Below are 15,019 nucleotides of genomic sequence, written 5' to 3'. Positions count from 1 at the left end.
GCGCCGTCGCTGATTCCATTTGACCGGCCGCCGCTCTAGGGCTCTCAGTCCCTGCGAAAAACGATCGACGCCATCCAGCCGGCCGTCAAGGCCATGAGCGCCGTCGCCACGCCATAAACCATGCCATGTTGCCTGGCGGCCGTGGCCACGAATTGCTCGAAGCCGACCTTGACGATTTCGAACGCCGTATCGGTCTTTGCAATCAGCGCGCCGCCGGCAAGCAGCTTGATGTCGATGGTGTAGGTGCCGGTCGGCACCTCCGCCGGGAGCGGAATGCTGGTGCGGAACAGGGTCGGGGTCAGGAAGGTCACCGCCGAGGTGTTCTCCCGGTAAAGCCCATGTTCGCTTCGCAGCCTTATGAAAGCGCGGCGGAACGGATCGCTCGGCACCACGTCGGCGTAGTCGGAACCGACGCGTTGCGTCAGCAGTACGTTGTTCAGCCCGAGTTGCTGCCGGCGCAGGATGTCCGGCGCGGCGATCCTGTCCAGCGGCCGGTTGGCGAAAGCCGCAAGATAGGCCGGGACCTGGAGGAATTGCCGGGAATCGGCGTTCACCCAGATGCCGAACCATCGCTCCTTGCGGCGCGTGATCATGTCGACCGGCGGCCCGCTGACAGTGACGACGAGATCGTAGCCGGCGGGCGGAAGCGGTGCATCGCCCTCGCGCTCGATCGAGCCGAACAGCACCAGCTCCTCGCCGGAATAGTTCGGCGTCACGGTGACGCGATGGTTCGACACCGAGACGATGAGGTGCTCGGCATGCGCGCGGCCGGCAACGAGGATCGCGGCGAGCAGCAGCGCCAGCCGGATCATCGCCGCTGTTGCGCGCGTCCTCATGTATCGCCCGTGGTTTCGCGGACGGTGTAGAGATCGGCGGGGCGGAGGCCCAGCTCGATCGCAAAGCGGATTCCGACGGCCAGAATCAGCAGCCCGAGCAGCAGGCGCAGATGTTCGCCCCGGATGCGCTGGCCGGCGCGGGCGCCGAATTGCGCGCCGGTCACGCCACCGGTCATCAGGATCAACGCCAGCACGGCGTCGACGAGGTGGTTGGTGGCGGCGTGTAGCACGGTGGCGAACGTCATGGTGATGAGGGTGAGCATCATGGAGGTGCCGATCACCGTCGAGGTCGGAACCCGCAGCAGGTAGATCAGCAGCGGCACCAGTATGAAGCCGCCGCCGATGCCCATGACCGCGCCGATGAAGCCGATCAGCAGGCCGATGGCGATCACCGGGATGGCCGACAGGTAGATCTTGGAGCGCTTGAAGCGGATTTTCAGCGGCAGGCCATGGACCCAGCCATGGCCGCCCGAGCGCCGCAACGGAACGGTCCGGCTCTGCCGCGCCCGAAGCATCGCGCGCAGCCCCTCCCATGACATCGCCGCGCCGACCCCTGACAGCAGCACGAGGTAGGATAGCGCGATCAGAAGATCGAGCTGTCCCAGCGAGCGCAGCTGCGTGAAGGTCAGGACCCCGAATATGGTTCCGATAATGCCGCCGCTTAGCAGAACCAGTGCGAGCATCGGGTCGACGGCTCGCTTGCGCCAGTAGGACAGCGCACCGGAGAACGAGGACGCCGCGATGTGGCTCGTGACCGTTGCGACCGCAACCGCCGGGGCGATGCCGACAAAGATCAGCAGGGGCGTCATCAGGAAGCCACCCCCGATGCCGAACATCCCCGACACGAAGCCCACCGCCGCTCCCATCGCCAGGATCAGCAACACGTTGACCGGGATATCAGCGATCGGGAGGTAAAGCTGCACGCGCGTTCGTTTTCGGATCTGGCTGCTGACGGGCGGCGCCTTCGCAGCGTGGACTTTAAGTCGCGGCACGGCCGCAAGCCGTGCCCTCTGCATAACCGAAATCATCGGTGACAGGGGTTAAAGAATTCGCGACGGCCCGGTATTTCGGCTCTACCGGTCACACCTGAAGGGGCGGGCCTGGATCAAGGCGCGGTATGCCGCGCCATCGCTGCGTGCGCCCTCGCGGATTTCCCCGGCGCCGGTTTGGCGCGGGGCTTTGCAGCCGCGCTGTCCCATCCGCCCGCGGGGCTGGGAACGCCGACCGCATCGCTGGGCTGCGGCGTGACCACGAAGGTTTGAACCGCGAGCTTGGCGGCGGCAAGCGACGGCGGATCGAGCCGCTTGGCGACTTCGTCGCGTTTGCGTCCGGAATCCACGTCGCCCTGGGCGGCGGCGAGACTGAACCACTTGTAGGATTTTGCGAGGTTCTGTTCGACGCCGATGCCGCGGGCGTAAAGAATGCCGAGATTGTACTGGCTGTCGGCTATTCCACGCTCTGCCGCCTTGTGAAACCATGTCGCCGCGCTCGTGTAGTCGGCGCCCTTGCCGCCACCATCGGCGTCGAGCACGGCAAGGTTATGCATCGCCTTGGCGTTACCCCCGTTGGCTGCCTGCACGTAATAGCGCCGCGCCGTATCGACGTCCTTGCTCGTGCCGAGCCCCTTTTCATGCAGGGCGCCGAGCCTGAACATGGCGGGTACGATGCCGGCATGAGCCGCCCGTTCGTACCACTTCGCGGCTTCTTCGTAGTTGACCGTGACGCCTTTTCCCTCGGCGTAGCGAACGCCGACCTCGAACGAGGCGGCAGGGTCGCCCTGGAGCGCGGCGGAACGCAGCGGGGTGCCGCCGATGCTGTCGGGAAGCGATGCGGCAGGCGGCGTTGCAGCCGGTTCCGTCGTGTGTCCGCCCGGGATCGCACCCGTGACGTCGGGGGACGGCGTGTCTGGCCGGCTCGCCGGCACGGCATCCGAGGGGTTTTCGGCCGGAGCCGCGCTGTCACCGGCGGGCGGTGCGATCATCGATTGCCGGTCGATCGGCGTTGGCGCGATCATCGAGGGTGGCTGCGGTATCTCTGGGCCGGCGTTGCCTTCGGTGTCGGCTGGCGGCTTGGTCACGGGAGCGGCCGGGTCGCTTTCGCTGAGGGTGGCGCGCGGAGAACTGTCGAGCAGCGTCATCGCGAACTTGAAACTGCTGAGGACGATCACCACCACGCTCGCTGCAACGAGCAGGGAACGGATCTTGGTGCTGATGTCCGATCCGCCCGTGGCGGGACGCGCCGGTTCGATGGCGACCTTGGTTCGACCCGCCTTGTCGGGTGGCGGCGCGGTGGCGGCGGCCGCCTTCGCCGCGCGGCGCGCGGCGGCGATGAAGGATGAGCCCGACTTCTCGCGCGAGGTTTCGGCGACATCGCCGGTCTCGCTCTCGGAGGCCGCGATGCGCTCCGACGGCGTTGCCGCGCGTCCCGCCGGACGGGTGCCGGGCTCGAGCGGATGATCGGGCGGCAGCTTCGGGTCGATCGCGGGGCGCGGCGAGGGCGCTGTCGCGGATGGCGCGACGCGATCCGGATCGAATGTCTCTTTGGGGATCAGGGCATCGGCTATGGCGCGCGGGATCGGCGCCGCCGTTGCGGTGCGGGCCGGAGTTGGCTGCGGGGCCGTCTGCGACAGTACCGGATTTGGCAATTCGGGTTTGGGCGGCAGATTTGCCGTCCGTTCCGGCATTATTCCGCCGCGGGACGGCTCGGCACGGGCGGGCATGGTGTGAACCGCGCGAAGGTCGCTTTCGATCATCGCCAGCCGGTCGACCACATGCTCCAGGGTGTTATGAACGGCCTCGAGCGAGTCCTGGGTGTGACGGTCGGTTTCCGACTGGCAGAAGCGCATCTCGGATAGTTCGCGCTTGATCGCTTCCACGACCTCGCTATCCATGGTCGGGACGGCGCTTCGCGGACCGCTTTCGGACATCGCCGCGAGTCCGGCCTGCTGCCGTTCCAGGCAATGCAGAATATCCTGCAAACCCTCTTCAACGCGCCCGAGATGGGATCCTGAAGGTTCGCCTGCGGTCTCCAGGCGTTCGAGCAGCATCGAGACCCGCTGTTCGAGGTGCGCCAGCGCCGAGGACGAATCGTGACCGGCGGGCAGGCGGTCGAGACGCTCGGATAGCGCCCGCACCGTCTCTTCAAGTTGTTCGAAACTGCTGCCCGAGGCCGGGCTTTCGCGGTTTTCCAGGGTCTGCGTCAATGCGGCCATGCGCTGTTCGAGCGCGGCGTAGAAATCCCCGTCGCCCGCGGGCCGACCGAGCTGGTCGACTTTAGACGACAGCATGTTGAGATCGTTGCCGAGGCGTTCCAGCGCGTCGTTGGAGGCGACGTTCGAGACGATGCCGCGAAGCGCGCCGATCGCGCTCTCAAGCTGCTGCATCATGCTGCTGTCGCCGCTGCCGCGCACGATCGAATCGATCTTGTTGCCGAGATTGCGGATGGCCTCGTCGAATCCCGAAAGCTGTTCCGCCGGCTTCAGCGATCGCAGCGCGTCGTAAATTTCCTTGAGGGCGCGTTCGATATTCGCCAGCGCCTGACCATCGCTGCCGTTCTGGCGGACTTCTTCGATGCGCTGCGAAAGCGAGCGAATCTCGTTTTCGAGCGACTCGATCGCCCGGCGCGGCATCGCTTCGGTGATCACATGACGGATTCCCGCAAGTTCGATGCGGAATGCGGCGATCGACTGCTCGATCCCGTCGGGGCGTTGCAGGGATTCGATCTGGCTCGTGATCTTGAAGAGTTGCCGTTCGAGGCTGGAGAAATCCGCAGCCTGTCGCGGCGTTCTCATCGTGGACGCCGCGGGGGCTGAGCTGTATGAGGATGGCGCGCGCGGCGTCTCATCGAGTTCATGCTGGCGCGCGGCGATCTCCGCGATCGCGGATTCGAGCGTGACGAGGTCCGGTGATGTCGATCGACCGTGGTTTCCGGTCGCGGCCCGTTGCTGCGGGTTCGCTGCGGGCGTCTGGGCTGTGACCCGGGCGAGCCGGGCATCGAGCCGCGAAATGGCGTCGTTGAGCTGGCGGGCAACCGCGGGTTCGCCGTTCTCGGCCGGGCTTGCCAACTGATCGATCTGGCGCGTGATGGAATCCAGCCGTTGATGAATGTCCGCCATCTCCGGGCTGTTCGGGGGAGATGCCGCCGGCTGCGTCGGATCCGGCGGGGTGCTGCCGGATCTGGAACCCGGCCCGTCGTTACGGGATGTGCCGGCGCGCCGCGCGGCAGCGTCCGCCCCCTCGCGATCGGATGGTTCGATTCCGTCGTCGCTCGACGATCCCCGCGAATTCATGCTTTCGTCCAGTGTCGACCGCGCACCCCGATGCGCCCTCGCGTTTCCCGTGCCAATCCTGAATAGGACAATCCAAACTGGCGCGGGTCCCGCCGCTGAGGCTCAACCTTTTCGTGTTACGGTAAACAAGCAGTTAAGGAGTGGGGCCGCTGCTCGCTAAAAGTGTCATTTTGAGACGGAACGCAGGAGTTTTGTCGGATCGCGATCACATCCTGAGGGTGATTTGCGATGATGATACAATCTTTGATTGTGGCGACCCCGACCGCCAGGGTTGGCGCGAAACTCTTCAACTTGAGGCTGCGATGCTTCGCGGGGCTGCTTGACCGGCCCGGTTGTTCCTGCAATGAGGCTCCCGCGCTTGCTGTGAGAGACGGAGCGTCCGCGCGATGATGTCTCTTTCATCTTTCGCGATTAAGAGCCATTCGGCTCAGTATCCGTTTCCAACCGGCATCGCGTGGTCGCAACGCCCCGCATCGGGATCATTCATGGCGCGTGACCAGATCGATATGACGCTGCTGCAATCGCGCGACGAGCTCGTGACCTGGCTGGAAGCCGGTGTAAAGCCCGCATCCGAGTTCCGCATCGGCACCGAGCACGAGAAGACGCCGTTCACGCTTGGGGGCCACGACCCCGTACCTTACGAGGGACCGCGTGGTATCGGCGCCTTGCTCGAAGGGATGCAACTGCTTCTTGGTTGGGACCCGATCATGGAGCAGGGCAACATCATCGGCCTCCATGACGTTACCGGGGGTGGCGCGATTTCGCTCGAGCCGGGAGGCCAGTTCGAGCTGTCGGGCGCGCCGGTCGAGACGGTGCATCAGACTCAATCCGAACTTGCGGCGCATCTGGCGCAGGTCAAGGAGGTCGCGACGCCGCTCGGGATCGGATTTCTCGGCCTCGGCATGACCCCCTCCTGGTCTCTCGCGCAGATCCCGATGATGCCGAAGGGCCGCTACAGGATCATGAACGACTACATGCCGAAGGTCGGCCGCTACGGCCTCGACATGATGTTTCGGACCTGCACCGTGCAGACTAACCTGGATTTCTCGTCCGAAAGCGACATGGTCAAGAAGCTGCGGGTGTCGGTCGCGTTGCAGCCGGTTGCGACGGCGCTGTTCGCAAATTCTCCCTTCACCGAAGGCCAGCCGAACGGCTTCCTGTCGTACCGTTCGGAAATCTGGCGCGACACGGATAACGCCCGCGCCGGAATGATTCCCTGGGCGTTCGAGGACGGCATGGGTTTCGAACGCTGGGTCGATTACGCGCTCGACGTTCCCATGTATTTCGTCAAGCGCGGCGAAAATTATATCGACGTATCCGGCTCCTCGTTTCGTGATTTTTTTGACGGCAGGAACAAGGCCATCCCCGGCGAGCGGCCGACCCTTTCAGACTGGGCCAATCATCTGTCGACAATTTTTCCCGAGGTACGGCTCAAGCGGTATCTGGAGATGCGCGGCGCCGATGGCGTGCCTTGGGGGCGTCTGCCGGCGCTTTCGGCGTTCTGGGTCGGATTGCTCTATGACGACGCCAGCCTCGACGGGGCGTGGGAAATCGCGAAGCGCTGGAATGCGCAGGAACGTCAGGCGTTGCGCGATGATGTCTCGCGGTTGGGCTTCAAGGCCCGGATCAAGAATCGCTACCTGTTTGAAATCGCCAAGGAATGCCTGCTGCTGGCGCATGGGGGATTGCGCCGGCGCGGCCGTATCGACCGCCACGGCCGCGATGAGTCGCGGCATCTGGAGCCGCTTGATCAAATCCTGGATTCAGGCCGCTGTCCGGCCGAGGAGATGCTGGAGAAGTTCAACGGCGCGTGGGGTGGTTCGGTGGAACCCGCGTATAGCGAATATGCCTTCTAGAGCATCGGACCCGAAAGTGGGAGCCGGTTTCGGGATAAATCCGATGCTCGATCAATTAACTGGAGCGGCGGCGCTGATTCCATTTGACCGGCCGCCGCTCTAGGGTCTTTCACCGCTTCATGGAAACAGTGAAAGACTCTATCTTTATGTTTTGACGCGTTTTCTTCACGCGAACCGGATTCCACTTCGCTCGAAAACGCTACAGAGCCTTTCCGCTTCTGACTGAATCAGAAGCGAGGCTCGAGATTGGTATTCTGAGGCGCTTTCTTCATGCGGGCGGGTCTCCGTCCCGAGTTCAAGCCCCACGACGTGTTTCGCTCAGGAGCGCTACAGAGAAGATCCGCATCACGGCTTCGCGGCGGAACGGCTGACGATGATGCATCCGTTGCTTCGCGGGTTCGAAGCGATCGGCTCCGCCGAATCGAGGTATCATCGGGTCAGCGGGTTGTTTCGCGGCGATTGTTCATCCAACGTACATTGAGGGCGCGATTTAATGACTCCTATCCGCGCACGTCCTCGTTGGGGATGCGCTGCTTTGCGGCAGGTGATGAAAGTTCATGCACTGAAGGTAAGCCTGGTTCTGTTGGCCGTGCTGTTGTGGAGCTCCGTTCCGGCGGTGCGTCCGGCCAGTGCTCAGGTCAATTTCGACCGGCCCGGCGCCGACTATCTGCGGGTGCCGCTGCGGTCGGGCGATCCCGTCGATTGCGGCCTGGCATGTGAACGCGACCGACGCTGCCGCGCTTGGAGCTTCAGCTATCCGAATGAACGGTCGGAAACCGCGGTATGCTGGCTCAAGAACGCGTTGCCTCCGCGGATCGCAAACCGGTGCTGCGTGTCCGGTGTCCGCGGCGCGGGCGTGATCGAGCGACGGATCGGCCCGGTGGAAACCTCCACCGATCGCTCAGGCGGCGACTATCGCAACTTCGAGATCAGGAAAGACGAGAGAGCCGACGCCGATCAGGTTTGCAGGCATGCCTGCGATGCCGATAGCAAGTGCCGGGCCTGGACCTATGTGCGGTCGGGATACGCCGGCAAAGCCGCGCGATGTTTCCTGAAAAAGGAAATCAAGCCGCCGCATCGCAGACCCGGCTTCACCTCCGGTGTCGTCCGATAGCTGTCGCGAACGCTACCACGTTTTCGAATGAAGGTGAGGCGTCGCCGGCTCACACGTCCACATTGGCGCTGAGCGAGTTGTCCTGAATGAACTCGCGGCGCGGCTCGACCACGTCGCCCATCAGCTTGGTGAAGATGTCGTCGGCCTCGTCGACCTCCTTGATCTTTACTTGCAGCAGCGAACGCTCGCTGACGTCGAGCGTGGTCTCCCAGAGCTGGCCCGGGTTCATCTCGCCGAGGCCTTTGTAGCGTTGCAGCGCGACGCCCTTGCGCCCGGCGTCGGTCACCGCCTCGAACAGACTGACCGGACCATGGATCGCGGTTTCGGTATCCCTGCGTCGCAGCAGGCCGGGGCGCGGATAGGCTTCCTGCAGCCTGCCAGCATATTCATCGAGCTTGCGCGCATCGGCCGAGCCGAGCAGCGCGTCGTCGATCATGGCGACGTCCTTGACGCCGCGTACGGTGCGCTCGAAGAAAAAGCCCTGGCCCTCGACAAAGCGTCCAGCCCAGCCGCGCTCGACCTCGTCGGCCAGCGCATCCAGTCGCCTGGCGATGTAATCGGCGGCGGCGCTTGCCGTCGCCAGATTTTCGGTGATCCTCGGATTCATCACGCCGGCGATCGCCGCCTGCTCGATCACGCCGCGGTTGTAGCGGCTATGCAGATTCTGCAGCACGTTCCGGATCACGCGGGCGTCATCCACCAGCGCCAGCAGGTCGCGGCCGCCGCGGTCTTCGCCGGTGGCGAGCTTGTACACGCAGTCGTCGAGCCCGGTCTCGATCAGGTAATCTTCCAGGGCGCGCTCGTCCTTCAGATACCGCTCGGATTTGCCGCGGGTCACCTTGTAGAGCGGCGGCTGAGCGATATAGAGATGGCCGGCCTCGATCAGTGCCGGCATCTGGCGGAAGAAGAAGGTCAGGAGCAACGTGCGGATATGCGCGCCGTCGACGTCGGCGTCCGTCATCACGATGATCTTGTGATAGCGCAGCTTCGAGAGGTCGAAATCCTCGCGGCCGATTCCGGTGCCGAGCGCGGTGATCAGCGTGCCGATCTGCTCGGACGACAGCATCTTGTCGAAGCGCGCGCGCTCGACGTTCAGGATCTTGCCGCGGAGTGGCAGGACGGCCTGGAATTCACGGTTGCGGCCCTGCTTGGCGCTTCCGCCGGCCGAGTCTCCCTCGACGATGAACAGTTCTGATTTTGCCGGATCGCGTTCCTGGCAGTCGGCGAGCTTGCCGGGGAGCGAGGCGACATCGAGCGCGCCCTTGCGCCGTGTCAGTTCGCGCGCCTTCCGCGCGGCCTCGCGCGCCGCCGCGGCCTCGACCACCTTGCCGACGATGAGTTTCGCCTCGGTCGGATGCTCCTCGAACCAGGCGGCGAGCGCCTCGTTGATGACGTTCTCGACCACGGGGCGCACTTCCGACGACACCAGCTTGTCCTTGGTCTGCGACGAGAATTTCGGATCCGGCACTTTCACCGAAAGCACCGCGGTCAATCCCTCGCGGCAGTCGTCGCCGGTCAGCGCGATCCTCTCCTTCTTGGCCATGGCGTCGGCATAGCCGTTGACCTGCCGGGTCAACGCGCCGCGAAAACCGGCGAGATGGGTGCCGCCGTCGCGCTGCGGAATGTTGTTGGTGAAGCACAGGACATTCTCGTGGTAGCTGTCGTTCCACCACAGCGCGGCCTCGACGCTGATGTCGTTCATCTCGGCGCGGACCATGATCGGATCCGCCACCATCGCCTTTTTGTTGCGGTCGAGATACTTGACGAATTCGACCACGCCGCCTTCGTACATCATCTGCTCGCGCCGCTCGACGGCGTGACGCATGTCCGAGAGCAGAATGTTGACCCCGGAGTTCAGGAATGCGAGTTCGCGCAGCCGATGCTCCAGCGTGGCGAAATCATACTCGATGTTGGTGAAGGTCTCGGTCGAGGCGAGAAAGGTGACTTCGGTGCCGCGCCTGCCGTTGGCGTCGCCGACGACTTTCAACGGCGCCACCGCGTCGCCGTTGGCGAATTCGATCAGGTGCTCCTTGTCCTTGCGCCAGATGCGCAGGGTCAGCTTGCTGGAGAGCGCGTTGACGACGGAGACGCCGACGCCGTGCAGTCCGCCGGAGACCTTGTAGGAATTCTGATCGAACTTTCCGCCGGCGTGCAGCTGCGTCATGATGACTTCAGCCGCCGAGACGCCTTCGCCCTTGTGGATGTCGACGGGAATGCCGCGGCCGTCGTCGCGTACCGTGACTGAATTGTCGGCGTTGAGGATGACCTCGACGGCGGTGGCGTGTCCCGCCAGCGCCTCGTCGATGGCGTTGTCGACGACTTCATAGACCATGTGGTGGAGACCGGAGCCGTCATCGGTGTCGCCGATATACATGCCGGGCCGCTTGCGCACGGCGTCGAGGCCTTTGAGAACCCTGATCGATTCCGCGCCATATTCGACGGCCGCGGCAGATGGGGTATCGGCAATTTGCTGCCGGGCAGGTTCGTTCATGAAAGGCCTTCAGAGGGTGTCCCGGGACAACCGCGGTCGATGCGGCTGAGATGTCTATTTCTGCCACGAAAGCGGCACCACGCCTAGCGCAAAGTTGTGCTACGTAAGGTGTTGAATAAATAGGATTTTTATGGAGTTTTTCAAGGACGAAAACAGGCGATTCGCGAAGCGTCCCATATCGCGATTCGCAACCATCGGAGCCGTCGCCTCGGGACGAAAGCTGCGGGATTTTCCCGCTCGTGTCCCGCCGGGTTTCGACCCGCCTCACGAAGGAGGCGCGCGGGTGATCCGGCCCGAATCCACCTTGAAGGTTTCGCTGCCGGCACTGAGGTTGGCGAAGGCGGCCGGGTCGGCGCCGCTCATCCAGACCTGGGCGCCCAGACCGGCAAGCTCCCGGAACAACGCGCCGCGGCGGTCGGGATCGAGGTGAGCCACGACTTCGTCGAGTAGCAGCAGCGGGACGATGCCCGTCATCTCGGCCACGAGCCGGGCGTGGGCCAGCACGAGGCCGATCAGGAGCGCCTTCTGCTCGCCTGTGGAGGCCTCCTTCGCCGGCATGTTCTTCGGCGCATAGATCACTTCGAGATCGGTGAGATGCGGGCCTTCGAGCGTGCGGCCGGCGGCGGCGTCGCGAGGGCGGCTGGCGCGCAGGATTTCGCGGTAGCGATCCTCCACCACCGTGGCCGGCTCGGTCAGCAGCGCGTTCTCCATCCAGCCGTCGAGATGGATGCTTGCCGCAGGAAACGAGGAGGCCTCGCCGCGCGCCTCCAGCGCGGCCATAAGGCGCGTCACGGTCTGCGCGCGCATCGCCGCGACCGCGACCGCAAGCTCGGCGGTTTCACGCTCAACGGCCTCGCACCAGAGGTCGTCGTGGTGACGCATCTCCAGCAGGCGGTTGCGCGAGCGTAGGCTGCGCTCCAGCGCCGAGACGCGGCCGGAGTGGTCACTGTCGATCGCGAGCACCAGACGGTCGAGGAAACGCCGCCTGTCAGACGCCGGCCCGGTGAACAGGCCGTCCATCGAGGGCGTCAGCCAGACCATGCGCAGATGGTCGCCGAACGCGGCTGCCGATGCGACGGGCTCGCGGTCGATCCGGCAGCGCCGGCTGCTTGGAGCTGCTTCATTGTCCGGCGCGTCGATGCCGGTGCCGAGCGTCGCAAGGCCGAGCGCGCCTTGCATCTCGGCCGACACCGCCCAGGAGCCGTCTCCCGTGTTGTCCGCGATGTCGTCGCGTGTTGCGCGACGCAGTCCGCGTCCCGGCGACAGCAGCGAAATGGCTTCGAGGCAATTCGTCTTGCCGGCGCCGTTCGGTCCGACCAGCACGATCATGTTGCTGCGCGTCTCGAACGTCGCGGCGCGGTAGTTGCGGAAGTGGGTGAGGCTCAGGCGGCGGATGCGGGAGGGGATCATGACGCCGAGCAATATTTCCCTCTCCTGCCAGGGGAGAGAGCGAAACCGGAGACTTGGCGATCCGAGAAATTCCTCACACCCGCATCGGCATCAGGACGTAGAGCGCGCCCCTCGAATCTCTGTCGTGCACCAGCGTTGGCGATCCGGGATCGGCGAGCTTCAGCACTGCGGCTTCGCCCTCGATCTGCGCGGCGATGTCCAGGAGATAGCGTGAGTTGAATCCGATATCGAGTGCGTCGGAGGCGTATTCGACTTCAAGTTCCTCGGTGGCGCTGCCGGAATCGGGATTGGTCACGGACAGAACCAGCTTGCCCGCTGACAGCGCCAGCTTCACGGCGCGGCCACGCTCGCTGGAAATCGTCGAGACGCGATCGACCGCGGCCTCGAAATCCTTCTTGTCGACGACCAGTTCCTTGTCGTTGTTCTGCGGGATCACGCGGCCGTAGTCCGGGAAGGTGCCGTCGATCAGCTTGGAGGTCAGCACGATGTTGCCGAGAGTAAAGCGGATCTTGCCCTGCGACAGTTCGATTCCGATCTCCGCCTCGCTATCCTCGATCAACCGCTGCACCTCGCCGACCGTCTTGCGCGGAATGATGATTCCGGGCATTCCCTCAGCGCCCTTCGGCAAAGCGAGATCGAGTTGCGCAAGGCGATGACCGTCGGTCGCGACGCCGCGCAGCGTCGCGTTATTTGCGGTGCCCGCGCCGTGCAGGTAGATGCCGTTGAGATAATAGCGGGTCTCTTCGGTCGAGATCGCGAACTGGGTGCGATCGATCAGCCGCTTCAGGTCTGCCGCAGCCAACGTGAAAGCATGCGTCATCTCGCCGGCCGCAAGGTCAGGGAAATCATTCTCCGGCAGCGTCTGCAGGGTGAAGCGGGAGCGTCCGGCGCGGATGGTCAGAACCGAGCGGTCGCCGTCGCCTTCCAGCACGATCTGCGCGCCATCGGGCAGCTTGCGGATGATGTCGTAGAACATGTGCGCTGGAACCGTGGTCGAGCCGACCGTGCCGGTTTCCGCCGCCAGCGTTTCCGTCACCTCCAGATCGAGATCGGTCGCCTTCAGCGACAGTTTGGCGTTCTCGGCGCGGACCAGCACGTTTCCCAGGATCGGAATCGTGTTCCGCCGTTCGACAACGCGATGGACGTGGCCGAGCGATTTCAGCAGTTGCGCGCGTTCGACGGTGACCTTCATTGCAAATCCGTCCGATCCAAGTTCAGGTCGTGTGCTGAAAATGCCGCGAGAACTCGCGGCACCAAGACCTCGGAGTTTAAGCGAGACCTCGAAGCTCAAGGCTGATTTCGCTTAAATCCGGCGGGGCCGTAAGGTGACGCGGAAGTCCCTCCTGCGCAAGCCCCTGCGGTTCGCCCCGGCCCGGCTTTTTCCGGAAGGATTCTTCCCGAGTCTATTCCTGCAACTGGCGTTTCAGCAGTTCGACTTCGTCGGAGAGCGTCGCGTCCTTCGACACCAGCGCCTCGATCTTGCGCACGGCGTGCAGCACGGTGGTATGATCCCGGCCCCCGAACCGGCGGCCGATCTCGGGCAGGGAACGCAACGTCAGCGTTTTAGCCAGATACATCGCGACCTGCCGCGGCCGCACCACGTTGGCGGTGCGGCGCGAGGAAAGAAGGTCCGAGCGGCTTACATTGTACTGCCGCGCAACGACTCGCTGGATGTCCTCGATCTTGATGCGCCGGGGTTCCTGCGGACGGACCAGGTCACGGACCTCGCGCTCGGCCATTTCGAGCGTGACCGGCTGGGCGTTGAGCTTGCTGTGCGCCAGAAGCCGGTTGATCGCGCCTTCGAGGTCGCGCCCGTTATGCGTGATCGCTTTCGCGAGGTAATCAAGGACCGGCTCCGGCACGTCGAAACTGGCGTGATGGACTCGGGCGGCTTCAACCCGCGACCGCAGGATCCCGAGCCGAAGCTCCTCGCCGAGCGATCCCATTTCGACCACGAGCCCGCCGGCGAGCCGTGACCGCACGCGATCGTCGAGGCTTTCCAGGTCGGACGGCGGCCGGTCGGCGGCAATGACGACCTGGCGGCCGGCATCGATGAGCGCATTCAGGGTGTGGCAGAATTCAGCCTGGGTCGATTTGCCTTGCAGGAACTGCAGGTCGTCGATGACCAGAACGTCGATGCCGCGGAGCGCTTCCTTGAAAGCGAGCGCCGTCTGCGTCTTCAGCGCGGCGACGAAGCCATACATGAACTTCTCCGCCGTCAGATAGAGTACCCTGCGTTCCGTGCCTGCATTCCCCGCCCATGTGACGGCTTGCAGCAGATGCGTTTTGCCAAGGCCCACGCCGGCGTGAATGTAGAGCGGGTTGAACATCACGCTGTCGCCGCGCCGGCCTTCGGCGACCTGGCGCGCCGCCGCGTGGGCCAGCGTATTGGAGCGGCCGGTGACGAAACTTTGAAACGTCAGCCTCGGGTCGAGAGGCGAACCGCCGAGTGCGTCATGGTTGGCGGACGCCGGAGCGGTCGCAACCGTTTTCAACTCAACGCCGTCCCGGCCCTCGCTGCGTTCGGGGCGGCGCGCATCGGTCGCGGGCGCTTCCCGGACGGGCGCGGCGCAGCGCATGGCCGAGCGCACGGTGAGATCGATCCGGTGCACGTCCGGCAGTTCGGCCTGCCAGCAAGACAGCACGCGCTCTGCGTAGTGCGCCTGGATCCAGCTTTTCAGAAAGCGGGTCGGGACCGACAGGCGAACGCTCTCGCCATGCACGCTTTCAAGATCCATTCTCGCAAACCAGCTTGAATAGATGTCCTCTCCCACGGTCGATCGCAATCGACCCTTCACCCGCGACCAGCGCTCCTGTTCCGTGTCTGACATGTCTTGTGACGACTTTTCTGGTTAAAGGTTGTTGCGATGCGACTGCTCTGTTGAAGATCAAGCGTTCGCCGTGATCCCTCCGTGCGCCCGTTCAGTCATGACCCATCGTTCGGCTGAGTACCGTAAGCGATTCGGAGGACTGAAAACAAAGCGAAGACGGGGTCAGTGGCGGCTCGATGATCCGGCCGCGGAT

General features: G+C 64.3%; 9 protein-coding genes. 2 read left to right on the top strand and 7 right to left on the bottom strand.

Annotation, left to right across the window (positions count from 1 at the left end):
• Positions 1-44: 44 nt before the first annotated feature.
• From NWI01_RS08525 to NWI01_RS08515, 3 genes are all read right to left on the bottom strand, one after another.
• Positions 45-836 (bottom strand): TIGR02186 family protein, encoded by a 792-nt coding sequence (locus NWI01_RS08525; RefSeq protein ID WP_141383441.1) that lies wholly within the window; start codon positions 834-836, stop codon positions 45-47.
• Positions 833-1,759, bottom strand: a complete 927-nt coding sequence (locus NWI01_RS08520; RefSeq protein ID WP_141383446.1) for a sulfite exporter TauE/SafE family protein — start codon at positions 1,757-1,759, stop codon at positions 833-835. Before NWI01_RS08520 ends, NWI01_RS08525 begins: the two co-directional genes overlap by 4 nt.
• A 182-nt stretch (positions 1,760-1,941) precedes the next feature.
• Entirely contained in the window at positions 1,942-5,124 is a 3,183-nt protein-coding gene (locus NWI01_RS08515) for a tetratricopeptide repeat protein (protein ID WP_141383440.1), read from the bottom strand.
• Positions 5,125-5,609: 485 nt separating this feature from the next.
• Here NWI01_RS08515 and NWI01_RS08505 point away from each other — a divergent pair, with 485 nt between their 5' ends.
• The gene (locus tag NWI01_RS08505) at positions 5,610-6,980 is read left to right on the top strand and encodes a glutamate--cysteine ligase (RefSeq protein WP_141383439.1); all 1,371 of its coding nucleotides are present in this window, start codon (positions 5,610-5,612) and stop codon (positions 6,978-6,980) included.
• 547 nt (positions 6,981-7,527) lie between these two features.
• Positions 7,528-8,094 carry a PAN domain-containing protein gene (locus NWI01_RS08495; protein WP_181410416.1) on the top strand — a complete coding sequence of 189 codons (567 nt, stop codon included), beginning with the start codon at positions 7,528-7,530 and terminating at the stop codon, positions 8,092-8,094.
• 49 nt (positions 8,095-8,143) lie between these two features.
• Here the strand turns inward: NWI01_RS08495 and gyrB are convergent, their stop codons facing one another.
• The 4 genes from gyrB to dnaA form a co-directional block, all read right to left on the bottom strand.
• Positions 8,144-10,585 (bottom strand): DNA topoisomerase (ATP-hydrolyzing) subunit B, encoded by a 2,442-nt coding sequence (gyrB, locus tag NWI01_RS08490; RefSeq protein ID WP_141383436.1) that lies wholly within the window; start codon positions 10,583-10,585, stop codon positions 8,144-8,146.
• Between the two features lie 264 nt (positions 10,586-10,849).
• A complete protein-coding gene (gene recF, locus NWI01_RS08485; protein WP_141383445.1) occupies positions 10,850-11,995 on the bottom strand; it encodes a DNA replication/repair protein RecF in 1,146 nt (381 codons plus the stop codon).
• 73 nt (positions 11,996-12,068) lie between these two features.
• A complete protein-coding gene (dnaN, locus tag NWI01_RS08480) occupies positions 12,069-13,187 on the bottom strand; it encodes a DNA polymerase III subunit beta (protein WP_141383435.1) in 1,119 nt (372 codons plus the stop codon).
• A gap of 211 nt (positions 13,188-13,398) precedes the next feature.
• A complete protein-coding gene (gene dnaA, locus NWI01_RS08475; protein ID WP_141383434.1) occupies positions 13,399-14,826 on the bottom strand; it encodes a chromosomal replication initiator protein DnaA in 1,428 nt (475 codons plus the stop codon).
• Between the last annotated feature and the right edge of the window lie 193 nt (positions 14,827-15,019).

The sequence above is a fragment of the Nitrobacter winogradskyi genome (assembly GCF_006539545.1).
GTDB lineage: Bacteria > Pseudomonadota > Alphaproteobacteria > Rhizobiales > Xanthobacteraceae > Nitrobacter > Nitrobacter winogradskyi_A.
Note: the sequence above shows the minus strand (reverse complement) of the source record. Positions and strands in the feature narration are given on the sequence as shown.

Coding starts and splice junctions, on each gene's coding strand:
- NWI01_RS08525 (WP_141383441.1), bottom strand. CDS start 836: ATGAGGACGCGCGCAACAGCGGCGATGATCCGGCTGGCGCTGCTGCTC.
- NWI01_RS08515 (WP_141383440.1), bottom strand. CDS start 5,124: ATGAATTCGCGGGGATCGTCGAGCGACGACGGAATCGAACCATCCGAT.
- NWI01_RS08505 (WP_141383439.1), top strand. CDS start 5,610: ATGGCGCGTGACCAGATCGATATGACGCTGCTGCAATCGCGCGACGAG.
- NWI01_RS08495 (WP_181410416.1), top strand. CDS start 7,528: ATGAAAGTTCATGCACTGAAGGTAAGCCTGGTTCTGTTGGCCGTGCTG.
- gyrB (WP_141383436.1), bottom strand. CDS start 10,585: ATGAACGAACCTGCCCGGCAGCAAATTGCCGATACCCCATCTGCCGCG.
- recF (WP_141383445.1), bottom strand. CDS start 11,995: ATGATCCCCTCCCGCATCCGCCGCCTGAGCCTCACCCACTTCCGCAAC.
- dnaN (WP_141383435.1), bottom strand. CDS start 13,187: ATGAAGGTCACCGTCGAACGCGCGCAACTGCTGAAATCGCTCGGCCAC.
- dnaA (WP_141383434.1), bottom strand. CDS start 14,826: ATGTCAGACACGGAACAGGAGCGCTGGTCGCGGGTGAAGGGTCGATTG.